This is a genomic window from Streptomyces sp. NPDC031210 (assembly GCF_055570395.1).
Window position 1 is genome coordinate 213,261 of record NZ_JBVIHH010000013.1, and the last position, 23,429, is coordinate 236,689.

The following is a 23,429-nucleotide window of genomic DNA, read 5'->3' on the forward strand; positions in this document are numbered from 1 at the left end:
GGGCGCCCGGCCGTAGGCATGGCGGCTGACAGCGGCGGACGAAAGGTGGTCCCGATGAGTCTGAAGGACAATCTCAAGGCCAAGGCCGACCTCCTGAAGGGCAAGGCCGGCGATCTCGCGCAGCAGCACGGCGACAAGATCGAGTCCGGTCTGGAGAAGGCCGCCAGGGTGGTCGACGACAAGACCAAGCACAAGTACAGCAGCCGGATCGAGACGGGCACCCACAAGGCCAGGAACGCGCTGGAACGGCTGTCCCAGCAGGCCGGGCATCCGGCGGGCGGCCGGGACACGGGCATGCCGGGCCCCGAGAAGCCCGGCGGCGGGGACACGGGCATGCCGGGCCCGGAGAAGCCCGGCGGCGGGGCGATGTGAGGCTCCGCCGCCCGGGTCCCGTTCGGGGCCGGGCCGCGGCGCCGGATCGGTTCGCGGTCTAGGACCAGGTCGCGACGAAGTAGCCGACGCCGTACGGGGCCTCCTCGCGCAGCAGCCGGCCGGTCAGGCCGGCGCCCTCGGCGGCGCCGGCCAGGACCTGCCAGCAGGCCCTGCCGGAGACCTGGAGCTCGGCGGCGAGCTCCTCGTCCAGCGCGGTCAGCGCGTCGAGGTCCGCGGCTCCCAGGGCCCGGGCGGCCGACGCGTCGAACGGCTCGGCGCGCTCGTCGAAGTAGCCGGGCGCCTTCACCGTCCGGCGGGCGCTGCCGTCGCCCATCACCAGCAGCGCCACGCGGGCGGCCGACGCGGCGATCTCCCGGCCCACCGGCAGGCACCGGTCACGGGTCAGCGGCTCGCCGACGCCGAGGCCCTCGACGGGCGCGTCGGCCCAGTCCGTACGGGACAGCAGCCAGGCGCCGACGGAGAGTGAGGGCGGCAGTTCCCGGTCGGGAGCGGTGGTCTCCGCGGCGCCCAGCGTGACCTCCAGGTCGACGCCGAAGCCGTGGAAGGAACCGCGTGCGCCCTGCGGGTGCGGGCCTCTGCCGGTCTGTTCGGCCGGGCCGAGCACGACCAGCCGGTCCGGGCGGGCCGCGGCGAGCACGCCGACCGCGTCGAGGCAGGCGGCGCGCAGCGCGTCCAGCTCATGCGCGGCCCCGGAGGCGACCTCCGGGACGAGCAGCGGCGGGCAGGGGCAGAGGGCGGCGGCAACGAGCATGCCACGCAGGGTAACGCCCCCGGGGGCCGTCGCCGGCGGGCGGTTCAGTCGCAGCCGCAGCCCGGGGCGGGGGCCGGGGTGGCGGGCGGGGCGCCGACGGTGGGCAGGCCCAGCAGGACGCCCTTGGTCTCGGGCGCCGGGGCGGCGTTGCGCCGCTCCCAGGCGTCACCGGAGCGGGTGCGGCGGACGCCGAGCGCCGGGCCCTCGGCCAGGAGGTGGTGGGGGGCGGCGTAGGTGATGTCCACCGTGACCATGTCGCCGGGACGGACCGGCTCCTCGGGGCGGGTGAAGTGGACGAGGCGGTTGTCGGGCGCGCGGCCCGACAGCCGGCGGGTGGCGTCGTCCTTGCGGCCCTCGCCCTCGGCGACCAGCACCTCCAGGGTGCGGCCGACCTGCTTCTTGTTCTCCTCCCAGGAGATCTCCTCCTGGAGGGCGACCAGACGCTCGTAGCGCTCCTGGACGACGGCCTTGGGGATCTGGCCCTCCATGTCGGCCGCCGGGGTCCCGGGGCGCTTGGAGTACTGGAAGGTGAAGGCCTGGGCGAAGCGGGACTGGCGGACCGTGTGCAGGGTCTGCTCGAAGTCCTCTTCGGTCTCGCCGGGGAAGCCGACGATGATGTCGGTGGAGATGGCGGCGTCCGGCATCGCGGCCCGGACCTTCTCGATGATGCCGAGGTAGCGCTCCTGGCGGTAGGAGCGGCGCATGGCCTTGAGGACGGTGTCGGAGCCGGACTGCAGGGGCATGTGCAGTTGCGGCATGACGTTGGGCGTCTCGGCCATGGCGGCGATGACGTCGTCGGTGAAGTCGCGGGGGTGCGGGGAGGTGAAGCGGACCCGCTCCAGGCCCTCGATCTTCCCGCAGGCGCGCAGCAGCTTGCTGAACGCCTCGCGGTCGCCGATGTCGGAGCCGTAGGCGTTCACGTTCTGGCCGAGCAGGGTGATCTCGGAGACGCCCTCGCCGACGAGTGCCTCGATCTCGGCGAGGATGTCGCCGGTGCGGCGGTCCTTCTCCTTGCCGCGCAGCGCCGGGACGATGCAGAAGGTGCAGGTGTTGTTGCAGCCGACGGAGATGGACACCCACGCGGCGTAGGCGCTCTCGCGGCGGGTGGGCAGCGTGGAGGGGAACGCCTCCAGGGATTCGGCGATCTCCACCTGCGCCTCCTCCTGGACGCGGGCCCGCTCCAGGAGGACCGGCAGCTTGCCGATGTTGTGCGTGCCGAAGACCACGTCGACCCAGGGGGCCTTCTTGACGATGGTGTCGCGGTCCTTCTGCGCCAGGCACCCGCCGACGGCGATCTGCATGCCGGGGCGCGCGGCCTTCTTCGGGGCGAGCTGCCCGAGGTTTCCGTAGAGCCGGTTGTCGGCGTTCTCCCGGACCGCGCAGGTGTTGAAGACGACGACGTCGGCGCCCTCGGCGTCCTTGGGCGCGCGGACGTAGCCCGCGTCCTCCAGCAGGCCGGAAAGCCGTTCGGAATCGTGGACGTTCATCTGGCACCCGTAGGTGCGGATCTCGTAGCTTCGCTCAACGCCCACGTCATGGCTCCGGTCACTGCTGGTGGTCATCCCTCAAGGGTAAGGGGGCGCCGGAGAAGCACTCACCCCCGCCGGGCGTGCGGGGCGCGGGCGAAGGCGGGGCTCAGTCCCGGCCGGTGTCCTCTTCGCGGTAGGTCTCGGTCCAGGTGGCGCCGCAGCGGCAGTGGGAGTGCTCGATGAGCTCGCCGTCCTCGGAGACGGCCACGGCCTGGCGATGTCGGACGTGCACGTGCTCACCCATGGGGAGCCGCCTTCCGTTGTGTGCGGGATCGTCCGTCATCGTGGGCCTATGGCACGGGGTGTCGTCAATGGCGCGGGTCACAGTGGTCGCGCCGGGAAACGGGGCCGCCGCCCTCACCTGGTGGCGGGCGGCGGTCCGGCGACGGCGGCCTGCGCGGGGCGCAGCAGGTGGTCGCCGACGCGGTAACCGGGGCGCAGGATCGCGGTGCAGGTGGGGCGGTCGAAGCGGTCGCTGACGGTGTACGTGACGGCCTCGTGGACGAACGGGTCGAAGGGGTCGCCCGGTGTGCCGAAGGGTTCCAGGCCCAGGGCGGCCAGTTCGGTTTCCAGCAGGCGGGCGACGCGCTGGAAGCCGCCGGTCACCTCGCCCTGGCCGGTGGCCTGGGCGAGGGCGTCGAGGACGGGCAGGAGCCGGTCGAGGACGTTGGCGACCGCGATCTGGCGGATCGCGAGGCGGTCGCGGCGTATCCGCTTGCGGTAGTTGTCGTACTCGGCCTTCAGCCGTTGCAGGTCGGCGGTGCGTTCGCGCAGCTCGGCGGTGCGTGCCGCCAGTTCTGCGCGGAGCGCCTCCTCGCCGCCGGACGCCGGGCGGGAGGTGGCGGCGGTGTCGCGGCCGGGGTCGGTGGACGGGCCGTCCCGCACGATCATCAGCGGCGGGCGGCCGCGGACGTCGGTCGGGCGGTTCATCCGGAGCGTCCCTCCTGCTTGTCGTCGTCGACGATCTCGGCGTCCACGACGTCCTCGGCGTCGCCCGTACCGCCGGCCTCGCCCGCGGACCGGCCCGCGTCGCCCGCCGCGGCACCCTCGGCGCCACCGGCGGCCTGGGCGTCGGCGTACATGGCCTGGCCCAGCTTCTGCGAGACGGCCGCGACCTTCTCCGTGGCGGTGCGGATCTCGGCGGTGTTCTCACCCTCCGTCTTCAGCTTCTCCTTCAGCTCGCCGACCGCGGTCTCGACCTCGGTCTTGACGTCGCCGGGGACCTTGTCCTCGTTGTCCTTGAGGAACTTCTCGGTCTGGTAGACGAGCTGTTCGCCCTGGTTGCGGGTCTCGGCGGCCTCGCGCCTGCTGCGGTCCTCCTCGGCGTGCTGCTCGGCCTCCCGCATCATGCGGTCGATGTCGTCCTTGGGCAGCGCGGAGCCACCGGTGACCGTCATCCGCTGCTCGCGGCCGGTGCCGAGGTCCTTGGCGGTGACATGCATGATGCCGTTGGCGTCGATGTCGAAGGTGACCTCGATCTGCGGCACGCCGCGCGGGGCCGGCGGCAGACCCGTCAGCTCGAACATCCCGAGCTTCTTGTTGTACGCCGCGATCTCGCGCTCGCCCTGGTAGACCTGGATCTGCACGGACGGCTGGTTGTCCTCGGCCGTCGTGAACGTCTCGGACCGCTTCGTCGGAATCGTGGTGTTCCGCTCGATCAGCTTGGTCATGATGCCGCCCTTGGTCTCGATACCGAGGGACAGCGGGGTGACGTCGAGGAGCAGGACGTCCTTGACCTCGCCCTTGAGGACACCGGCCTGCAGCGACGCACCGATCGCGACGACCTCGTCCGGGTTGACGCCCTTGTGCGGGTCCTTGCCGGTCAGTTCCTTGACCAGTTCCGTCACCGCGGGCATCCGGGTGGAGCCGCCGACGAGAATGACGTGGTTGATGTCGGAGACCTTGATCCTGGCGTCCTTGACCGCGTTGTGGAACGGATCCTTGCAGCGTTCCAGGAGGTCGGCGGTCAGTTGCTGGAACTGCGAGCGCGTGAGCTTCTCGTCCAGGTGCAGCGGGCCCTCGGCGGAGGCGGTGATGTAGGGCAGGTTGATCGTCGTCTCGGTCGCGGCGGACAGCTCGATCTTCGCCTTCTCGGCGGCCTCGCGCAGCCGCTGGGTGGCCATCTTGTCCTTGGACAGGTCCACCCCATAGGCGTTCTTGAACTGCTTGGTCAGATGGTCGACGACCCGCTGGTCCCAGTCGTCGCCGCCCAGGTGCGTGTCGCCGTTGGTCGCCTTGACCTCGACCAGGCCCTCGCCGATCTCCAGCAGCGAGACGTCGAAGGTGCCGCCGCCGAGGTCGAAGACGAGGATGGTCTGGTCGTTCTCCTTGTCCAGCCCGTAGGCGAGCGCCGCGGCCGTCGGCTCGTTGATGATCCGCAGGACGTTCAGGCCCGCGATCTCGCCGGCCTCCTTGGTCGCGGTGCGCTGGGAGTCGTTGAAGTAGGCCGGGACGGTGATCACGGCGTCCGTCACGTCCTCGCCCAGGTACGCCTCGGCGTCCCGCTTGAGCTTTTGCAGCACCCGCGCGGAGATCTCCTGCGCGGTGTAGCGCTTGCCGTCGATGTCGCCGGTGTCCGGGAACCGCCACGGGCCCTCTCCCATGTGGCGCTTGACCGAGCGGGCGGTGCGCTCGATGTTGGTCACGGCCTGCCGCTTGGCGACCTCGCCCACCAGGACGTCACCGTTCTTGGCGAAGCCCACCACCGAGGGGGTGGTGCGGGCGCCCTCGGTGTTGGTGACGACCGTGGCCTCACCGCCTTCGAGTACGCAGACCACCGAGTTCGTCGTTCCGAGGTCGATACCCACTGCACGTGCCATGGCTTGCTCCTCACCCTGTGGTCCAACTCCACAGCAGGTCCCACGCCGAGGGCGGGTGCCGCCGCGGCGTGTCGGGCCCGCCGCCCCGCGGATCCACCCGGGTGGGGCCAGCGCGCAGCGGTGCGGCCCGGTCCGCGCGCGCCGAGGAGACCGACACCTCGACGACCACGACCGCCCCTGGCCGGTGCCGGTCCGCCGTGACTCTCACCGGGACGGGACGCCTCGCCGGCTTCCGCGGGCCGCCGCCGTCCCGCCGCCCGGCGTCGTAGGCCGCGCGGCGGGCGGGATCGCGCAGCGTGCCGTAGGCGGCGACCACCTCGGCGAGCCCGCCGTCCGGCGCCGCGCCCCGGGGGTGCGCGTCGGGGTGCAGGTGGCGGACGAGCCGGCGGTAGGCCGCGGTGATCTGGGCGGGCGAAGCGGTCGGCGCCACTCCGAGGACCGCGTAGTGATCACGCCCGCGGCCGGGTCCCGTCGCCTCTGCCACCGTCCTCACCTCGCAGCGCTCAGACCCCGCGGCGCTCTGACCCGCCGAACGGGGGCGAACCTTCTCGCTTCCCCTCATAGACCGCGCCACCCCGCCTGTCAAGATGTCCCACTTCGCGGCATACGGCCGGTACGCCGCACGGCGGTACCGCGTCCCGCGCACCGGTCACCCCTCCCTTTCCGGCCTCGCTCCTGGCAGGATCCCGCCCATGGTCTCCGCATTCCCCCGAACCGCCGGCCGCCGGGCGCTCATGACCGCCCTCGCCGCGCCGGTCGCGCTCGGGCTGCTCCTGTGGGGACTGCTGTCGATGGGCGGCCCGCCGTCACCCGGTGGCCGGGTGACGCTCGCGACGGGTGTGCCCACGGGCGTGTACGCGCGCTACGGCGAGCTGCTGAAGCAGGACCTGGCCCGCGACATGCCGGAGGTCGACCTGCGGCTGGCGCGCAGCGAGGGGTCCATCGACAATCTGCGGCAGTTGGTCGCCGGGCGGGCGGAGTTCACCATCGCCACGGCGGACGCGGTCTCGACGTACCGCAGCCGTGGCGAGCGGGACGCCGACCGGCTGCGGGCCTGCGCCCGGCTCTACGACGACTACATGCAGCTCGTGGTCCCCAAGGACTCCCCGGTCCGCTCGGCCAAGGGGCTGCGGCACCTGCGGGTGGGCGTGGGCACCGACGGCTCGGGCGTCCAGTTGATCACCCGGCGGCTGCTGGAGGCGGCCGGACTGGACTTCGACAAGGACATCGAGCCGGTACGGGTGGGCATCGACAAGATGCCCGGGCTGCTGGAGCGCGGGGAGCTGGACGCCTTCTTCTGGTCGGGCGGGCTGCCGACGACGGCGGTGCAGCACCTGGTGCACCGCTTCCCGGTACGGCTGGTGCAGTTGGGGGACCTGAGCCAGGCGCTGCACCGGCAGGGCGAGCGCACCCGCCACTACCGGGCGGCGGTGATGCCCGCCGACGCCTACCCGGGCGCCCAGGACGGTCACGCGGTGAAGACGATCGCGGTGGCCAACCTCCTGGTGACCACGGACGGGGAGGACGCCGCGCTGACGGAGGGGATCACCCGGACCGTCATCGGCAGCCGGGACCGGATCGGGCGCCAGGTGCACGCCGCGCAGAAGGTCGACCTGCGCACGGCGGTCTTCACCGATCCCCTGCCGCTGCACCAGGGCGCACGCCGGTATTACGTGTCGGTCAAGCCCTGAGCCTCCCCACGCGCCCGCGCGGCGCCCGGGGCTCGGCCCGTGATCAGGCGCGCGGGCCCTTGGCGGGACGGCGCCCGGCCGCGCCACGGCGGGCACGGCGCCGGCCGCCACCGCCGGCCGGGGCGTCACCGGCGGCCCCGGCGGGCAGGGTGATCACGACGGGCACGCCGGTGGGTGTCCGGGCGCCGGTGATCCGTATCAGCTCGGTGTGACCGGGGCCGACCTCGGCGGTGCCCGGCGTGATCTGCGCCTGGTGCATCAGCCGGGTCATGTCGCGCCGCTGGTCGGGCGTGACGAGGGTGACGACGGTGCCGGACTCGCCGGCCCGGGCGGTGCGGCCGCCGCGGTGCAGGTAGTCCTTGGCCTCGCTCGGCGGGTCGACGTTGACGACGAGGTCGAGGCCGTCGACGTGGATGCCGCGGGCGGCGACGTTGGTGGCGATCAGCGCGGAGGCGTCGCCGGTGCGGAACTGTTCCAGGGTGCGGGTGCGCTGCGGCTGGGTCTTGCCGCCGTGCAGCGCCGCGGCGCGCACGCCCTGGGCGAGCAGGTGCTTGGTGAGCCGGTCGGCGCCGCGCTTGGTGTCCACGAACATGATCACGCGGCCTTCGCGGGCGGCGATCTCGGTGGCGGTGGCGCGCTTGTCGGCATCGTCCACGTAGAGCACGTGGTGGTCCATGGTGGTGACGGTGGCGGCCGAGGGGTCCACGGAGTGGGTGACCGGATCGGTCAGGAAGCGGCGCACCAACTTGTCGACATTGCGGTCGAGCGTCGCGGAGAACAGCATCCGCTGGCCGTTCGGGTCGACCTTCTCCATCAGCCGGGTGACCTGCGGCAGGAAGCCCATGTCGGTCATCTGGTCGGCCTCGTCGAGGACGGTGACGGCGACCTGGTCGAGCTTGCAGGCCCGGCGGTCGAGCAGGTCGGCGAGCCGGCCGGGGGTGGCGACGAGCACTTCGGTGCCCTTGCGCAGGATGTCGACCTGGCGGGAGATCGGGGTGCCGCCGACGACGGTGGCGGTGCGCAGCTCCAGTGCGGCGGCGTACGGCGCGAGGGCCTCGGTGACCTGGCCGGCGAGTTCCCGGGTGGGCACGAGCACCAGCGCCAGCGGGCGCTTGGTCACGGCTCGCCTGCCCGCCGTACGGCTGAGCAGTGCCAGGCCGAAGGCGAGGGTCTTGCCGGAGCCGGTACGGCCGCGGCCGAGCACGTCCCGGCCCGCGAGCGTGGCGGGGAGGGTGGCGGCCTGGATGGGGAAGGGCGCGGTGACGCCTTGCGCGCGCAGCGTGGTGAGCAGGGCCGGTGCCAGCGGCAGTTCCTCGAAGGAGCCGGCGGGCGTGGGCTCGGAGGCCGGGGCGGGCGTCCGGGGGGCGGCGGCGCTCTGACGCGGTGCGGTCGCTCGTGTCACTGAAGGCCCTTCACGGGAGAGAGGTGGGTGGTGCCGGTCCCGGGGGCGTCCGCGACGTTCCGGCTCCCGCACATGCGGGACGGGGCTCGCACCGGCCTGCCGGTGCGAGCCCCGTCCTGTCAAGACGCGGGGTGCGTCAGGCGGGGATGATGTTCTCCGCCTGCGGGCCCTTGGGGCCCTGGGTCACGTCGAACGAGACCTTCTGGCCCTCCAGCAGCTCACGGAAGCCCTGAGCCTGGATGTTCGAGTAGTGGGCGAAGACGTCGGGGCCGCCGCCGTCCTGCTCGAGGAAGCCGAAGCCCTTTTCCGAGTTGAACCACTTCACGGTGCCAGTAGCCATCTTTTTTCTCCTTCATGGGGCAAACCGGAGTCCGCACCTCGCGAACTCCGTGTCGCCGAAATGATTGCCCCACACCGGAAAAGGTCCGGAAAACAATGAACGCCCGGGGCTACAAGCCATCCGGGCGCACACAAAGTTCATGGGTACCACAACTGCAACGCTGTTAACGGTAGCACAGGGCCGCCGCGGGGCCGGAGGACCGGCCTCAGGGCGCTGTGCGGGGCACCGTGACGGTGACGCGCAGGCCGTGCGGCGGGTGCGGCGCGTAGGCGATGGCGGCCCCGCCGGCGGCCAGCAGGGCGCGGGTGATCGACAGTCCCAGGCCGGAGCCGGAGACGTTCTGGTGGCGGCCGCTGCGCCAGAAGCGGTCCCCGATCCGGGCCAGCTCGTCATCGGTCAGCCCCGGTCCCCGGTCGGCGACGGTGACCCGCACGCTCTCGCCGTCCGCCGCGACGGCCACCGTCACCGGCTCGCCCGCCGGCGTGAACTTCAGGGCGTTGTCGACGACGGCGTCCAGGGCACTGGAGAGGGCGATGGGGTCGGCCCAGCCGGTGACGGCGCGGTGGCCCTCGTACGTCAGCCGGACGCCCTTGTCGTCGGCCAGCGGGCGCCAGGAGTCGACGCGTTCGGCGGCGAGCGCGGCGACGTCGGTGAGCTGGAGGTCGGCGGCGGTGTGTTCGGCGAGCGCGAGGTCGAGGAGGTCGTCCAGGACCCCGGCCAGCCGCTTGCCCTCGGTCCGCACCGCGGCGATCTCCTCGTTGCCCTCGGGGAGTTCCAGGCCCAGCAGTTCAATGCGCAGCAGGAGGGCGGAGAGCGGATTGCGCAGTTGGTGGGAGGCGTCGGCGACGAAGGCGCGCTGCTGTTCGAGGACGTCCTCGACGTTGTCGGCCATCTCGTTGAACGAGCGGGCCAGGCGGCGCAGTTCGGGCGGTCCGGCGGTGGCGGCGACGCGGGAGTTCATCCGGCCGGTGGCGATGTCGTGGCTGGCGGCGTCCAGGACGCGTACGGGGCGCAGGACCCAGCCGGTCAGGCGGAAGGCCGCGGCGACGGCGACGAGCATCGCCGCGGCCTCACCCGCGGCGATCAGCAGCCAGCCGTGCAGGATCCGGGCGCGCATCTGGCCGGTGGGCGAGTCGGTGAGGACGACGGCGACCACGTCGCCGTCGCGGATGACGGGCGAGGCGACCGGGAGGCGGCCGTCGTCGTCCCACGGCCAGATCTGGTGCGGATCGTGGCTGCGGCGGCCGGCCAGCGCCTCGCTGAAAGCCTGCGCGCCCTCCTTGTCGGTGGGCACCGGCAGGCCGCTGGGGGCGGCGGCCATCGGGGTGTGGTCGCGGTAGAAGACACCGGCGCGGATGTCGTAGAGGTCGTGGTAGCGGGAGAGTTCCGAGCGCAGGGTGGCGCGCCGCTCGTCCTCCTCGGCGCCCTTGTCGTCGGGGTCGGGGCGGGCGGTGACGAACTGGGCGAGGGAGGCGAAGCGGGCCGCGTCGTCGATCCGGTCGACGACCACCCGCTGCTGTTCGACGCCCGCGGTGATCACGCCGAGGGGGATGCCGAGCGCGAGCAGCACACCGGCCATGAGGACGATGAGGAGCGGGAGGAGGCGGGTACGCAACGGCGGGCGGCGGGCGTCAGGGGGCCGGCGGGCGCGGGGCCGGGGCGGCGGGGGTGGCGAGGCGGTAGCCGACGCCGCGCACCGTCTCGATCAGCGCGGGCATCCGCAGCTTGGCGCGCAGGGAGGCGACGTGGACCTCCAGGGTGCGGCCGGTGCCCTCCCAGCTCGTACGCCAGACCTCGCTGATGATCTGCTCCCGGCGGAAGACCACGCCGGGGCGCTGGGCGAGCAGGGCCAGGAGGTCGAACTCCTTGCGGGTGAGCGGGACGGCGGTGCCGTCCACGGACACCTGGCGGGTGGGGAGTTCGACGGTGACCGCGCCGATCCGCAGCGCGTCCTCGGGCCCGCCCTCCTCGGCGTGCTGCTCGCCGCCGGTGGCGTTGCGCCGGCTGACCGCGTGGATACGGGCCAGCAGCTCCCCGGTGTCGTAGGGCTTGACGACATAGTCGTCGGCCCCGAGGTTGAGGCCGTGGATGCGGGAGCGGACGTCGGCCCGCGCGGTGACCATGATGACGGGGGTGGCGCAGATCTTGCGGATCCGGCCGCACACCTCGAAACCGTCCTGGTCGGGCAGGCCGAGGTCGAGCAGGACCACGGCGAACGGTTCGGCGTCGGCGGGCAGCAGGGCCCGCAGGGCCTCCTCACCGCTGCGCGCGTGCACCACCGCGACGCCGTGTCTGGCCAGCACCGCGGACAGGGCCGCGGCGACGTGGTCGTCGTCCTCGACGAGCAGCAGTCTCATCGGCCTCCTCCTTCGGTGCGTGCGTACAGGCCACAGGGCATCTACGGCGATAGGGGGCGTGCGCGTCAAGAGGGGGCCACCTCCGCGCCACGATCCGTTACCCAGCCGGTACGCCGCGCCACCCGCTTTCCCCCCTTCGCCCGCGTCCCCTTCACGCGGTGTGTCCCTTTGCGGCCGGATCGTTATGCTCAATTTCCCCTCAGATGTAATGACGCTGGTCGCGGGCCGTTACTAGGGTCCTCCCAACCGAGGAGGACGGAGCTACACGCCGATGAGCGAAGTATCGGTGACCAAGAACGCCGAGGGTCCCGCGCCGGCTGGGGATCTGGTCGTGCTGGACAACGTGAACAAGCACTTCGGCGCGCTGCACGTGCTCCAGGACATCGACCTGACGATCCGCCGCGGCGAGGTCGTCGTCGTCATCGGGCCCTCGGGGTCCGGCAAGTCGACGCTCTGCCGCACGATCAACCGCCTGGAGACCATCGACACCGGCAGCATCAGCATCGACGGCAAGCCGTTGCCGCAGGAGGGGCGGGAGTTGGCGCGGCTGCGCGCCGACGTGGGCATGGTCTTCCAGTCCTTCAACCTCTTCGCGCACAAGACGGTGCTCGAGAACGTGATGCTGGGGCAGACCAAGGTCCGCAAGACCGACAAGGCGGCCGCCGAGGAGAAGGCGCGCGCGCTGCTGGACCGGGTGGGCGTCGGCACGCAGGCGGACAAGTACCCCGCCCAGCTCTCCGGTGGCCAGCAGCAGCGCGTGGCGATCGCCCGCGCGCTGGCGATGGACCCGAAGGTGATGCTCTTCGACGAGCCGACCTCCGCGCTGGACCCGGAGATGATCAACGAGGTGCTGGAAGTCATGCAGCAGCTCGCCCGGGACGGCATGACGATGATCGTCGTCACCCATGAGATGGGGTTCGCGCGTTCCGCGGCGAACCGTGTCGTCTTCATGGCGGACGGCCGCATCGTCGAAGAGGCGGAGCCGAACCAGTTCTTCAACAACCCGCGCAGCGACCGGGCGAAGGACTTCCTGTCGAAGATCCTTCACCACTGAGGCCGTAGTTGGGCCACCATGATTGCCAACACTTGCTGAACCAAAGGATGTTCACCATGAGGATTCGTAAGACGGCCGCGGCCGGTGCGGTGGTACTGGCCCTGGCGGCTACGGCGACGGCCTGCGGCGGCGAGGGCGGGGCGGCGGGCGACAAGCCGGCCGGCGGCGATGTGTTCAAGGGCACCTACAAGGTCGCCTCGGCGCCGAAGATCGACTCGGCGGTGCTGAAGAAGGCGCACGCGGCCAAGAAGATCGTCGTCGGCGTCAAGGCCGACCAGCCGTTCCTGGGCTTCAAGGACACCTCCGGCGAGTACTCCGGCTTCGACATCGAGATCGCCAAGATGGTCGCGGCCGACCTCGGCTTCTCGGAGAAGCAGATCAAGTTCCAGACGATCGACTCCAACGTCCGTGAGACGACGATCTCCAAGGGACAGGTCGACTTCTACGTCGGTACGTACACGATCAACGACGAGCGCAAGAAGCAGGTCGGCTTCGCGGGCCCGTACTACACCGCCGGTGCGGACCTCCTGGTGCGCAAGGAGGACAAGGCCATCACCGGACCGGACGCCCTCAAGGGCAAGAAGGTCTGCTCGATCGCCGGGTCCACCCCCCTCCAGGAGATCAAGAAGCCGAAGTACGGCGCCGTGACCAGCGAGGCGTCGAAGTACTCGGACTGTGTGAAGTACCTGCTCGACGGCCAGGTCGACGCGGTCACCACCGATGACGCGATCCTCAAGGGCTACGCCGCCCAGCGCCCGGAGAAGCTCAAGGTCGTCGGCCAGCCGTTCACCAAGGAGCCCTACGGCGTCGGGATGAACAAGGACGACAAGGCCCTGCGCGACGCGATCACCAAGGCCCTGGAGAGCCACATCAAGAACGGCGAATACAAGAAGGCCTACGAAGGCACGCTCGGCAAGTCGGGCTCGAAGTACGAGGCCCCCGAGACGCCGCTGCCGCGGTACTGAAGGCGCTCGCGCACCCGGCCGACGCAGCCCCGTACGCCCGCCGCGGCGGGTGTGCGGGGCGCGCTGTCTTCCGCCCCGCGCCGCTGTGACCGTCTTCCCGCCGTCCTTCCCGCCGCCGACCTGACCGCTACCGCGGAGACCCCATGAACGTACTCCTCGATTATCTGCCCGAGTTCCGGGACGGGTTCCTCGGAACCCTGGCGATCACCGCGTCCAGCGCGCTGCTCGCCCTGGTGCTCGGCGTTCTCATAGCCGCTTTCCGGGTCTCTCCGATTCCGCCGCTGCGCGCCTTCGGAACGGCCTGGGTCACGGTGCTGCGCAACACGCCGCTGACGCTGCTGTTCCTGGTCGCGTTCTTCGTCGTGCCGCAGATCCTCTTCCAGGGCGCGAGCCCGTTCGTGCTGGCCACGCTGGCGCTCGGCTTCTACACCTCCTCCTTCGTGTGCGAAGCGGTGCGGTCCGGCATCAGCACGGTGCCGCTGGGGCAGGCGGAGGCCGCGCGCAGCATCGGCATGACGTTCGCCCAGACGCTGCGCCTGGTGATCCTCCCGCAGGCCACGCGCACCGTGCTGCCGCCGCTGAGCAGCATCTTCATCGCGCTGACGAAGAACTCCGCGATCGCCGGCGCGTTCGGTTTCGGTGAGCTGTTCAACGTTTCCAAGCTGCTCAACGACAAGGGATACGCCGTCGCGTGGATCTTCCTGTGGACCGCGCTCGCCTACCTCGTCATCACCTTCGCCATCAGCGGTCTCTTCCGGCTGATGGAGCGCCGGATGGGAGTCGCCCGATGAACGGACGCGACAGGCGGGAGCGCACGACGTGGGTGCCACGCGCAGGCGCGGCGGAACGAAGCGAGGTATGGGCATGAGCAGCGCCGGAGTTCTCTACGACGCACCCGGGCCGAAGAGCAGGACGCGCAACCGTCTCTACACGGTCGTCGGGTCGCTCGCGGTGGTGGCCCTGCTCGCGTTCCTCGTGCTGCGGCTGCAGGCCAAGGGCCAGTTCGAGGCCGAGAAGTGGAACATCTTCAACAACGCGGGCGTCCGGACCAACATCCGCGACGGCGTGCTGACGACCCTTGAGGTCTTCGCGGTAGCGGCGGTCCTGTCGCTGCTCCTGGGCGTCCTGCTCGCCGTGGCGCGGCTGTCGGACCACAAGCCGGTGCGCTGGCTGGCGACCGGGTTCATCGAACTGTTCCGCGCGGTCCCGCTGCTGATCACGATCTACGTCCTGTGGGTCATCCTGCTCAGCAACCGGGAGAGCCTGGGCCTGACGGGCAGCGCGCCGCAGTTCTGGGCGCTGGTCATCGGCCTCATGGTCTACAACGGTTCGGTGCAGGCCGAGGTGCTGCGGGCCGGCATCAACTCCGTGCCGAAGGGGCAGAGCGAGGCCGCCTACGCGCTGGGGCTGACCAAGACGCAGGTCATGACGACGGTGCTGATCCCGCAGGCCGTCCGGGCGATGCTGCCGACGATCGTCAGCCAGCTCGTGGTGACGCTGAAGGACACCTCCCTCGGCTACATCATCACCTTCGAGGAACTGCTCTACACCGCCCGCCAGATGAGCACCACCGTCATCGTCAACGGTGACGACACCTACGTCCCGTTCGTCATCGTCATCGGCACCATCTACGTCGCGATGTGCCTGGCGCTGTCCGCCGTCGCCAACTGGATCGAGCGGCGCGGCCGGCGGGCGAAGACCGGTATCTCGGTCACCGGAGCCGGCGAGCCGGTGACGGCCGCCGACGCGCTGGAGGTCTCCGACGCCGCTCCCGACGGGCCGGCCGGGAAGAAGAGCTGACGGTAGGACCGGACCGTCCGGCGACTGTCCGAAGGCGGCGGCGCACCAGCCGCCGCCTTTGCTCACTTGACGCGGACGGCCGCAATGGGTTGCATACGCTGTGTGATCACGCACCGGGCTCCAACTGCCAGTTCCCGCACGCCCCGTAAGCACCGCTGGACTCGGGGAGCCACGCCGTGGACCCGGTGATCGTCGTCGGGGCCGGGCCGGTCGGCCTCTCGCTCGCCCTGGCCCTGGCCCGCCTCGACGTTCCGTGCGTCGTCCTGGACGAGACCGCCGGCCAGGAGGACACCCGGCCGGCCCGCACCGCCGTCCTTCGCCGGGACACCGCGGACTTCATCGGCCGGCTCGGCTGCGCCGACACCCTGGACAGCGCGGGCACCCGCTGGGCGGCCTGGCGCACCATGCACCGTCGTCGCCTGCTGGAGCGGGTCGCCTTCGACGAGGCCGGCACCGCCACCGTCTCACCCGTCCATGTGCCCCAGCACGCCCTGACCGGTGCGCTGCGCGCGGCGCTGGCCCGCGAGAAGCTCGCCGAGATCGTCACCGGCAGCCGGCTGGCCGAGCTGGAGCAGGACGACCACGGCGTCGGCGCGCACACCCGCGGGCCCAACGGCACCTGGTGGCGCGGGAGTTACCTGGTCGGCTGCGACGGGCCGCGTTCGACGGTCCGCAAGCTGCTCGACATCCGCTTCCCCGGCCGCACGGCCGTCGAGCGGCACGCGGTGGCCGCGCTGCGCACCACACTCCCCTGGCCCGGCGAGGCGCTGCTGCACCGCTCCCCGACCCGGCACGGCGGGCCCCGCGCCGAAGCCAGCGCCCGGCCGCTGGCCGACGGCGTCTGGCGGCTGGACTGGCTGCTGCCGCCCGGCCGGGACCTGGTCACCCCCGACGCGCTGGTCGCCCGGATCCGCGACTCGCTGGCCGGCTGGACGGCGGAGCCGTCCGCCGGGGGCGGCGGGTACGGGCGCGGACGCGGCCCCGGCCGCCCCGTCCCGCCGTACGAACTCCTCGACACCGGCGTGCACACCGTCCACCACCGGCTGGCGCGACGCTGGCGGCAGGGCCGGACCTTCCTCGCCGGGGACGCCGCGCATCTGCTGGGCGCGCTCGGCACACAGGGCCTGGACGAGGGTCTGCGGGACGCCGAGAACCTCGCCTGGAAGCTGGCCCTGGCCTGGCACCAGGGCGCGTGCGAGACGCTGCTGGACAGTTATCAGATCGAACGGCGGGGCGCGGTCGCGGCCCGTCTGCGCGCCGCGGACCAGGCGCTTCCGCTGCTGCGGGAGGGCGGTGGGGTGCGCTGGCGGCCGCTGCTGCCGGGTACGGCGCGCGGGCGCGGCGCGCTGCTGACGGACGGGCATCTGGGCCGCGGCCCGCTGGGCGCACCGCCCGCGTACGCGCGCTCCCCCCTCGCGCCCCCCGCCGGGCAGACGACGACGGTGCCCGTCGCCACGCTCCCCGGCGCGCCGGTCGCGGACGTTCCGGTGACGGCGGCGGACGGTGCCGCGGTGCGGCTGCGCGACCGGCTGGGGCGCGGGCTGCTGGTGGTGCTGGTGGCGCCCGGGACCGGCGTGTGGGACCGGCGGCACTGGAAGTCGGCCGGTCTGATGCCGCGGCTGACCAGCGCGGTCTCGGCGCTGCCGATGCCCGGCGAGGTGCTGGTCACCGAGGCGTATCCGGGTGCGGCGGCGCACACCGTCCTGGTGGTGCGGCCCGACGGTCATCTGGTCACGGCACTGTCCGGGGTGCGTCCGGCAGACCTGTACGCGTGCGCGAACGCGGTACGGGGCGGCGCGTACGGGCGCGAGGTGACGGCCGGCGCGGGAGCGGGGGCCGGGGCGGGGAAGGGGGACGGTACGGCGGTTGACCGTGCGGGAAGCCGCGTGTTTCACTCCGAAGGTGACTGATCACGGCTCGCGTTTGTGGCGGAGGGTCCATCTGGACCTGGTCCGCTACGCGGGCTGCACGTGTCGTCCGTCCCACTGATCCGCATCCCCTTCCCCGCGCGGCCTTCCGCCTTTCCTGGCGACGCGACCGCGCGCTTTCGCGATCGATCACCAGGACGGTTCCCGTGCCCGACGTACACGCCCTCGCGCGCCCGAACGACGCCGCCGCCGACAGCGGCCCCAGCGCCCGTGCGCTCCTCGATTTCGCCCGCCGCACCGCCGCGGACACCGCGCTCGTCGCCTCCCTCCCGCTCGACCCCGAAGGCCGCACCTGGATCCGGCTGGACGGCCCGGGCGGCAGCGAGGCGTGGCTGATCGGCTGGCCGCCCGGTACGGGCACCGGGTGGCACGACCACGGCGGCTCCCGGGGCGCCTTCGCCGCGGCCGCGGGCGCGCTGACGGAACAGTCGCTCGCCGCCCAACTTCCCACCGAGGGCTGGAAAACCCTGGAACTCGCCGACGGCGTGGACCGGGAACGGGTGCTGAGCGGCGGCCGGGGCCGGGCGTTCGGGCCGCACCACGTCCACCAGGTGCTCAACATGTCCCCGGACACCCATGCCGTGTCGGTGCACGCCTATTATCCGCCGCTGCCGCTGATGCGGCGCTACAGCCGCATCGGGCCGATGTTGCGCCTCGAAGAGGTCGAGCGTCCGCAGGAGTGGGAGTGAGGGGGAGGGCGAGGGTGAGGGTGGACCGGACCGTGGTTGTGGCTGTGGTTGCGGCTTTGGCTGTGGTTGTGGTTGCGGCTGTGTGCGGGGGGCTGTCGTTGATGTCGGTGCGGCGGGAGGTCGAGGCGCGATGAGCGCGGTCGACGAGATGCTGGCCCGGGCCCGGGGTGCGCTGGATCGGGTGGGGCCGCGGGAGGCCGCCGCGCTCCAGTCGGCCGGCGGGCTCCTGGTGGACATCCGCTACGCGGCCCTGCGGCAGCGGGACGGCACGATCCCCGGAGCCCTCGTCGTGGAACGCAACGAGCTGGAGTGGCGCCTGGACCCGACCGGCGACCACCGCGCGCCGGAGGCGACGCACCACGAACTCCCGGTCGTGGTGATCTGCAACGAGGGCTACGCGTCGAGCCTCGCCGCACTCTCCCTGCGGCAGTTGGGCCTGCGCCACGCCACCGACCTGATCGGCGGCTTCCAGGCATGGCGGGCGGCGGGATTGCCGGTGGAGGAGTGAGGGATGGGGAGGGGCGAGGAGTAAAGCCGTGGAGCGGCTTGCCGGGGCAGGAGTGAGCTGAAGGGCGGCTTGCCGGGGGCGGAGCAAGGCCGAGGAGCGGGCGCCGGCCGTGGCGGCGTAGGCCGTGGAGGAGGGCCCCGGGTCCGCCCCTGGAACCGGAGGCCGGCCGTGTCAGAAGTCGGGCAGGTGTTCCTCCAGCAGCTCCGGGTCCTCGCCCTCCTCCTCCAGGGCCTGGCGCACCACGCGCAGGGCGAGGCCCTCCGGGTAGCCCTTGCGCGCCAGCATCCCGGCCAGGCGGCGCAGGCGTTTTTCCCGGTCGAGCCCTCGGGTGGCGCGCAGTTTGCGATCGACCAGTTCCCGGGCGGTGGACTCCTCCCGCTCGGAGTCGAGGCGGCCGACGGCCTCCTCGATCACCGTCGAGTCCACGCCCTTGACGCGCAGCTCCCGGGCGAGGGCGCGGCGGGCCAGGCCCCGGCCGTGGTGGCGGGACTCCACCCAGGCGTCGGCGAAGGCCGCGTCGTCGATCAGTCCGACCTCCTCGAAGCGGGACAGGACCTCCTGCGCCGCTTCCTCGGGGATGCCCCGCTTGTGGAGGGCATCCCCGAGCTGCTTGCGGGTCCGCGGGCTCCCGGTGAGCAGGCGCAGGCAGATCGCCCGTGCCTGCTCCTCGGGCGTCCGCGGCGGGTCGGCCCCGGCGCCCGGCGAGGCGGCGTCGCCGTCACCGGGAGCGGGGGACGGGCCACCGCTGTTCCTACGGCCCCGGCGGCCCGTGCGGCCGTGACGGTTCTCGGCTTCGCCCGGAGCGCCGCTCATCTCCTCTTCGCTGCCGGGCCAGTCCGTTCGCCGTGTCATGACGGGCTAGCTCTTGGCCGCGGCGGCCTTGGAACCCTTGGCAGCCTTGGTCGCCGGTGCCGGGACCGCGGTGGCCGGGTCGGCTGCCGACGCCGCGGCGTCGGGACCGGGCTCCGCCGCCGGGTCCTGCAGTTTCACACCGATGCCGAGCTTCTCCTTGATCTTCCGCTCGACCTCGTTGGCGAGGTCGGGGTTGTCCTTGAGGAAGTTGCGGGCGTTCTCCTTGCCCTGGCCGAGCTGGTCGCCCTCGTAGGTGTACCAAGCGCCGGACTTGCGGATGAAGCCGTGCTCCACGCCCATGTCGATCAGGCCGCCCTCGCGGCTGATGCCATGGCCGTAGAGGATGTCGAACTCCGCCTGCTTGAAGGGCGGCGCGACCTTGTTCTTGACGACCTTGACGCGGGTGCGGTTGCCGACCGCGTCCGTGCCGTCCTTGAGGGTCTCGATACGGCGGATGTCGAGCCGCACGGAGGCGTAGAACTTCAGCGCGCGGCCACCGGTCGTGGTCTCCGGCGAGCCGAACATCACGCCGATCTTCTCGCGGAGCTGGTTGATGAAGATCGCGGTGGTCTTGGACTGGTTGAGCGCGCTGGTGATCTTGCGCAGGGCCTGGCTCATGAGCCGGGCCTGGAGGCCGACGTGGGAGTCGCCCATCTCGCCCTCGATCTCGGCCCGCGGCACCAGGGCGGCGACGGAGTCGATGACGATGAGGTCGAGCGCGCCGGAGCGGACCAGCATGTCCACGATTTCCAGGGCCTGCTCGCCGTTGTCGGGCTGGGACAGGATCAGGGCGTCGGTGTCCACGCCGAGCTTCTTGGCGTACTCGGGGTCGAGTGCGTGCTCGGCGTCGATGAACGCCACCGAGCCGCCGGCCTTCTGGGCGTTCGCGACGGCGTGCAGGGTCAGGGTCGTCTTGCCGGAGGACTCGGGGCCGTAGACCTCCACGACGCGGCCGCGCGGGATGCCGCCGACGCCGAGGGCCACGTCCAGGGCGGTCGACCCGGTGGGGATGACCTCGATGGGTTCGTTGGGCCGCTCCCCCATGCGCATCACGGCGCCCTTGCCGAATTGCCGTTCAATCTGTGCGAGTGCGGCGTCGAGCGCCTTCTCGCGGTCAGTGCCTGCCATGGGTTCCACCCGATTTGCTTGAGTCGATCGCTTCACGTCCATGACGCTAACGCCTGCCACTGACAATGCGCCCGGACCCGGCTCCGACCTGTGGATAACTCCGCGGAAAGCCCGGGAACACAGGTCGGGCCCCCATGAGAATGGATGTTCGATTTTTGTGTCAAGCGCGCCCGCACCACGGTGCTGCTCAGGCACCGAGGGGCCGGGCGCGGCACGGGCCTCCGCCGCCGCACCCGGCCCCTCGTTAGGCCTCAGCTCCCGCCCCGGCCGTCCCGCGGGCCGTCCCCCGGCTCGCCGCCCGAGCCGTCCCCGCGCCCCTCGTCCTCTCGATCAGGCCCCCCGCGGCCGTCGTCCCGGGGGCTTTCGCCCGCTTCCTTCCGCCGGTCGCGCAACGGCGCCGCCGGCTGCTCGTCGTGCAGGACGCGGCGGGCACGCGCGAGCAGACGGGCACCGCGCCGCCTCCGGGTCCGGCCCTGGACCCGCGGATCATCGGTGACCTCGTACCGCTTGACGTACGCGCCCAGGAACGCCTGCAGCGTCGCGGTCGCCGGAATCGCGATCAGCGCGCCGACCGCGCCCATCAGCGCCGTACCGGCGACGACCGAGCCGAAGGCGACGGCCGGATGGATGTCGACGGTCTTGGCGGTGATCCGCGGCTGGAGGACGTAGTTCTCGAACTGCTGGTAGACCACGACGAAGCCGAAGACCCACACGGCGTACCAGGGGTTGACGGTGAACGCGATCAGGATGGGCAGCGCGCCCGCCAGGTAGGTGCCGATGGTCGGGATGAACTGGGAGACCAGGCCCACCCACATGCCCAGCGCCGGGGCGTACGGCACGCCGAGGATCTCCAGCAGGACGTAGTGCGAGAGCCCGGAGATCAGCGCCATCAGCCCGCGGGAGTAGAGATATCCGCCGGTCTTGGCGACGGCGATCTCCCAGGCGCGCAGCACCTCCGCCTGCCGGCTCGGCGGGAGGACGGAGCACAGCGCGCGGCGCAGTCGGGGCCCGTCGGCGGCGAAGTAGAACGAGAACAGCGCCACCGACAGGAGGTTGAACAGGCTGCCCAGCACCGTCGCGGAGACCGCGAGGACGTTGTTGGCGCTGTCCTGGACGTAGTTCTGCAGCCAGTCGGACTTGAGGAGGTTGTTCTGCACCTCCACCCGGGAGAGGTGGGTGTGGAAGGTGCTGTTCAGCCATTTGATGACGGAGTCCAGATACTGCGGGAACTCCTCGACCATCGTGGCGATCTGCCCGGCGAGCATGGAGCCCAGGAGCGTGAAGAACCCGGCCGTGGCCACGAGGATGCCGATGAACACCGCGCCGGTGGCCATGCCCCGCCGCATGCCGCGGGCGGCCATCCAGTCGACGGCCGGTTCGACGGCCAGCGCGAGGAAGAAGGCGATCAGGACGTTCAGCAGCAGCGTGATGAGCTGGTGGAAGCCCCAGCTCGCGAGCTGGAAGCAGGCCACCAGGGCCAGCGCGAGCACCATGGCGCGCGGCAGCCAGCGCGGCATCCGCGCGGCGGACCGATCCGTGGAGCGTGGGTCGTCGTTGCTGCTGAACTCATCTGTCGCGGGCACGGGGCAAGTGTCGCGCACGGCTACGACAGTGCGGGGGCTGGCCCGCGCATCCGCCGTACGCCGCCCGCCCGCCGGACGCCCACCGCCCCGCCCGGCCCCGCCGCGGCCTCTCCGGCCGGCCGCTCAGCGCTTGTCGTACGGGACGTCCATCGTCGAGCAGACCACCCGCCACACCTCTTTGGCGCTCCATCCCGCGTCCAGCGCCTGATGGACGGTCCTGCCGCCGAGGCCGGACATCACATGATCGCGCGCGAAGGAATCCGCGTACGCCGCACCGAAGTGGTCCGCCATCCGCCGCCAGAAGTCCGTCAACCGCATGAATCCCACTCCGTACCCGATCCGACCTGGATTCTTCCGCCTCTTCGGCCATTGTCCGACGCTCGGACACGGCATCCGGAACGTGCCCCCTGGCCACGGTGTCCGCCCTGGGCGGCCGACCACACGGCGCGGCCTCACCAGCGATCCTGTCAGCCCGCACCCGGCCGGTGTCACCCGGTCGCACCAGGAGGGCGGTGCGTCAACCGGGTGACCTCGCCATCCCGCCCTGGGAGGGCAGCGGTGCGGAGTCGGTGCTGGTGAGGGGAGTGCGGCTCTACGGTCGGGCCATGGCCGAAAACGTAAGCCCAGCACCGACCGCTCTGTCGCGCGCCGAACGCTTTGTGTGGCTGACCGCCCGGGTGCTCGAACAGCGGCTCTTCGAGTTCCACTTCCTCGGTGGCGGGGCGGACGCGGTCGAGACCGCGCTCGCCGCGTACCGCAACGACGACGACGGCTACGGCCACGCCCTGGAGCCGGATCTGCGCGGCCCGGTCAGCCAGCCGCTGCACACCGCGCACGCCCTGAAGGTCCTGGACCGCATCGGGCGCTGCGACGGCCGCCAGGTGGAGCGGATCTGCCGCTATCTGACGCATATCTCGACCCCGGAGGGCGCGCTGCCCGCGGTGCATCCGTCGCTGCGCGGCTATCCGGCCGCCCCCTGGATCCCGGTGGTCGACGATCCGCCGAGCGCCCTGCTGTCCACCGGGCCGGTGGTGGGCGCGCTGCATCGCAACGAGGTGTGGCACGCCTGGTTGTTCCGGGCCACGGACTACTGCTGGGAGGCGGTGGAGTCCCTGACGCGGACCCACCCTTATGAGGTGGAGGCGGCCCTGGCCTTCCTGGACAGCGCCCCGGACCGGCCGCGGGCGGCGGCCGCCGCGCAGCGGCTGGGCGGGCTGGTGCGGGACCAGGGCCTGGTGCTGCTGGACCCGGAAGCGGCGGCGGAGGTCCCCGTGGCGCAGGGGTACGCGCCCGGTGAGCACCACCTCGCGTACGACTTCGCGCGGGTGCCCGGCTCGCTCGCCCGCCGCTGGTTCAGCGACGCGGAGATGGACCGCGCCCTGGACCATCTCCTCGCGCTCCAGGAGGAGGACGGCGGCTGGCCGGTCAACTGGCGGGTGTGGGCTCCGGGGACGGCGCTCGAAAGCCGGCCCATGGTGACCCTGGAGGCGCTGCTGACCCTGCGCGCCTACGGGCGCCCGCTCACCTGAGCCCACGCCACCGCCGGGCCGGCCCGCCGCCCTCGGCCCGCCCGGCGGTGGCCCCGGATCCCGCTCCGCGCCCCGCTCACCGCCGCGTTGTCAGTGGTCCGGTGCACGATG

The 23,429-nt window shown here is 72.1% G+C and carries 25 protein-coding genes; 11 read left to right on the plus strand and 14 right to left on the minus strand.

Annotated elements, in window-relative coordinates; all coding sequences use genetic code 11:
• Positions 1–54: 54 nt before the first annotated feature.
• The gene (locus ACZ45Z_RS23910) at positions 55–372 is read left to right on the plus strand and encodes an antitoxin (protein WP_468365839.1); all 318 of its coding nucleotides are present in this window, start codon (positions 55–57) and stop codon (positions 370–372) included.
• A 58-nt stretch (positions 373–430) separates the two neighbouring features.
• On the opposite strand, the gene ACZ45Z_RS23915 is transcribed toward ACZ45Z_RS23910, so the two are convergent.
• The 6 genes from ACZ45Z_RS23915 to ACZ45Z_RS23940 form a co-directional block, all read right to left on the minus strand.
• A complete protein-coding gene (locus tag ACZ45Z_RS23915; protein WP_468365841.1) occupies positions 431–1,144 on the minus strand; it encodes a class III extradiol dioxygenase subunit B-like domain-containing protein in 714 nt (237 codons plus the stop codon).
• Positions 1,145–1,188: 44 nt separating this feature from the next.
• Positions 1,189–2,706, minus strand: coding sequence for a tRNA (N6-isopentenyl adenosine(37)-C2)-methylthiotransferase MiaB (miaB, locus tag ACZ45Z_RS23920; RefSeq protein WP_468365844.1), 1,518 nt, complete (start codon positions 2,704–2,706; stop codon positions 1,189–1,191).
• 73 nt (positions 2,707–2,779) lie between these two features.
• The gene (locus ACZ45Z_RS23925) at positions 2,780–2,917 is read right to left on the minus strand and encodes a hypothetical protein (protein WP_468365847.1); all 138 of its coding nucleotides are present in this window, start codon (positions 2,915–2,917) and stop codon (positions 2,780–2,782) included.
• Positions 2,918–3,030: 113 nt separating this feature from the next.
• Positions 3,031–3,603: a nucleotide exchange factor GrpE gene (grpE, locus tag ACZ45Z_RS23930; protein WP_468365850.1), complete on the minus strand. Its 573-nt coding sequence runs from the start codon at positions 3,601–3,603 to the stop codon at positions 3,031–3,033.
• Positions 3,600–5,492: a molecular chaperone DnaK gene (gene dnaK, locus ACZ45Z_RS23935; protein ID WP_468365853.1), complete on the minus strand. Its 1,893-nt coding sequence runs from the start codon at positions 5,490–5,492 to the stop codon at positions 3,600–3,602. Before dnaK ends, grpE begins: the two co-directional genes overlap by 4 nt.
• Positions 5,493–5,502: 10 nt before the next feature.
• Positions 5,503–5,976, minus strand: a complete 474-nt coding sequence (locus ACZ45Z_RS23940; protein ID WP_468365855.1) for a J domain-containing protein — start codon at positions 5,974–5,976, stop codon at positions 5,503–5,505.
• A gap of 208 nt (positions 5,977–6,184) precedes the next feature.
• Between ACZ45Z_RS23940 and ACZ45Z_RS23945 the strand changes: the two genes are divergently transcribed.
• Entirely contained in the window at positions 6,185–7,183 is a 999-nt protein-coding gene (locus ACZ45Z_RS23945; RefSeq protein ID WP_468365858.1) for a TAXI family TRAP transporter solute-binding subunit, read from the plus strand.
• 43 nt (positions 7,184–7,226) lie between these two features.
• Here ACZ45Z_RS23945 and ACZ45Z_RS23950 read toward each other — a convergent pair whose 3' ends face one another.
• From ACZ45Z_RS23950 to ACZ45Z_RS23965, 4 genes are all read right to left on the minus strand, one after another.
• Positions 7,227–8,708 (minus strand): DEAD/DEAH box helicase, encoded by a 1,482-nt coding sequence (locus ACZ45Z_RS23950; protein WP_468365862.1) that lies wholly within the window; start codon positions 8,706–8,708, stop codon positions 7,227–7,229.
• Positions 8,709–8,721: 13 nt separating this feature from the next.
• The gene (locus ACZ45Z_RS23955) at positions 8,722–8,925 is read right to left on the minus strand and encodes a cold-shock protein (RefSeq protein ID WP_393893324.1); all 204 of its coding nucleotides are present in this window, start codon (positions 8,923–8,925) and stop codon (positions 8,722–8,724) included.
• Positions 8,926–9,130: 205 nt separating this feature from the next.
• Positions 9,131–10,540, minus strand: coding sequence for a sensor histidine kinase (locus tag ACZ45Z_RS23960; RefSeq protein WP_468365865.1), 1,410 nt, complete (start codon positions 10,538–10,540; stop codon positions 9,131–9,133).
• Positions 10,541–10,556: 16 nt separating this feature from the next.
• Positions 10,557–11,282: a response regulator transcription factor gene (locus tag ACZ45Z_RS23965; protein ID WP_468365867.1), complete on the minus strand. Its 726-nt coding sequence runs from the start codon at positions 11,280–11,282 to the stop codon at positions 10,557–10,559.
• 271 nt (positions 11,283–11,553) lie between these two features.
• Here ACZ45Z_RS23965 and ACZ45Z_RS23970 point away from each other — a divergent pair, with 271 nt between their 5' ends.
• The 8 genes from ACZ45Z_RS23970 (at position 11,554) to ACZ45Z_RS24005 (ending at position 18,226) form a co-directional block, all read left to right on the plus strand.
• Positions 11,554–12,336: an amino acid ABC transporter ATP-binding protein gene (locus ACZ45Z_RS23970; RefSeq protein WP_468365870.1), complete on the plus strand. Its 783-nt coding sequence runs from the start codon at positions 11,554–11,556 to the stop codon at positions 12,334–12,336.
• A 56-nt stretch (positions 12,337–12,392) separates the two neighbouring features.
• Positions 12,393–13,301 (plus strand): glutamate ABC transporter substrate-binding protein, encoded by a 909-nt coding sequence (locus tag ACZ45Z_RS23975; protein WP_468365873.1) that lies wholly within the window; start codon positions 12,393–12,395, stop codon positions 13,299–13,301.
• A 143-nt stretch (positions 13,302–13,444) separates the two neighbouring features.
• Positions 13,445–14,092: an amino acid ABC transporter permease gene (locus ACZ45Z_RS23980; RefSeq protein ID WP_468365876.1), complete on the plus strand. Its 648-nt coding sequence runs from the start codon at positions 13,445–13,447 to the stop codon at positions 14,090–14,092.
• A 73-nt stretch (positions 14,093–14,165) separates the two neighbouring features.
• Entirely contained in the window at positions 14,166–15,101 is a 936-nt protein-coding gene (locus ACZ45Z_RS23985; RefSeq protein ID WP_468365878.1) for an amino acid ABC transporter permease, read from the plus strand.
• A gap of 176 nt (positions 15,102–15,277) precedes the next feature.
• Positions 15,278–17,011: an FAD-dependent monooxygenase gene (locus tag ACZ45Z_RS23990; protein ID WP_468365881.1), complete on the plus strand. Its 1,734-nt coding sequence runs from the start codon at positions 15,278–15,280 to the stop codon at positions 17,009–17,011.
• Complete coding sequence (locus ACZ45Z_RS23995) at positions 17,004–17,090, plus strand: putative leader peptide (protein ID WP_468365956.1); 87 nt, start codon at positions 17,004–17,006, stop codon at positions 17,088–17,090. The genes ACZ45Z_RS23990 and ACZ45Z_RS23995 overlap by 8 nt, the downstream gene beginning before the upstream one ends.
• Before the next feature lie 85 nt (positions 17,091–17,175).
• The gene (locus tag ACZ45Z_RS24000) at positions 17,176–17,718 is read left to right on the plus strand and encodes a cupin domain-containing protein (RefSeq protein ID WP_468365884.1); all 543 of its coding nucleotides are present in this window, start codon (positions 17,176–17,178) and stop codon (positions 17,716–17,718) included.
• A 130-nt stretch (positions 17,719–17,848) separates the two neighbouring features.
• The gene (locus ACZ45Z_RS24005; protein WP_468365887.1) at positions 17,849–18,226 is read left to right on the plus strand and encodes a rhodanese-like domain-containing protein; all 378 of its coding nucleotides are present in this window, start codon (positions 17,849–17,851) and stop codon (positions 18,224–18,226) included.
• A 171-nt stretch (positions 18,227–18,397) separates the two neighbouring features.
• Here the strand turns inward: ACZ45Z_RS24005 and recX are convergent, their stop codons facing one another.
• From recX to ACZ45Z_RS24025, 4 genes are all read right to left on the minus strand, one after another.
• Positions 18,398–19,078 carry a recombination regulator RecX gene (gene recX, locus ACZ45Z_RS24010; protein ID WP_468365890.1) on the minus strand — a complete coding sequence of 227 codons (681 nt, stop codon included), beginning with the start codon at positions 19,076–19,078 and terminating at the stop codon, positions 18,398–18,400.
• A gap of 6 nt (positions 19,079–19,084) precedes the next feature.
• Positions 19,085–20,206, minus strand: a complete 1,122-nt coding sequence (gene recA / locus ACZ45Z_RS24015; protein ID WP_468365892.1) for a recombinase RecA — start codon at positions 20,204–20,206, stop codon at positions 19,085–19,087.
• A 251-nt stretch (positions 20,207–20,457) separates the two neighbouring features.
• The gene (locus ACZ45Z_RS24020) at positions 20,458–21,723 is read right to left on the minus strand and encodes an AI-2E family transporter (RefSeq protein WP_468365959.1); all 1,266 of its coding nucleotides are present in this window, start codon (positions 21,721–21,723) and stop codon (positions 20,458–20,460) included.
• Positions 21,724–21,912: 189 nt separating this feature from the next.
• Positions 21,913–22,107, minus strand: coding sequence for a DUF3046 domain-containing protein (locus tag ACZ45Z_RS24025; protein WP_468365895.1), 195 nt, complete (start codon positions 22,105–22,107; stop codon positions 21,913–21,915).
• Positions 22,108–22,394: 287 nt separating this feature from the next.
• Here ACZ45Z_RS24025 and ACZ45Z_RS24030 point away from each other — a divergent pair, with 287 nt between their 5' ends.
• Positions 22,395–23,318: a hypothetical protein gene (locus ACZ45Z_RS24030; protein ID WP_468365898.1), complete on the plus strand. Its 924-nt coding sequence runs from the start codon at positions 22,395–22,397 to the stop codon at positions 23,316–23,318.
• Positions 23,319–23,429 lie beyond the last annotated feature (111 nt).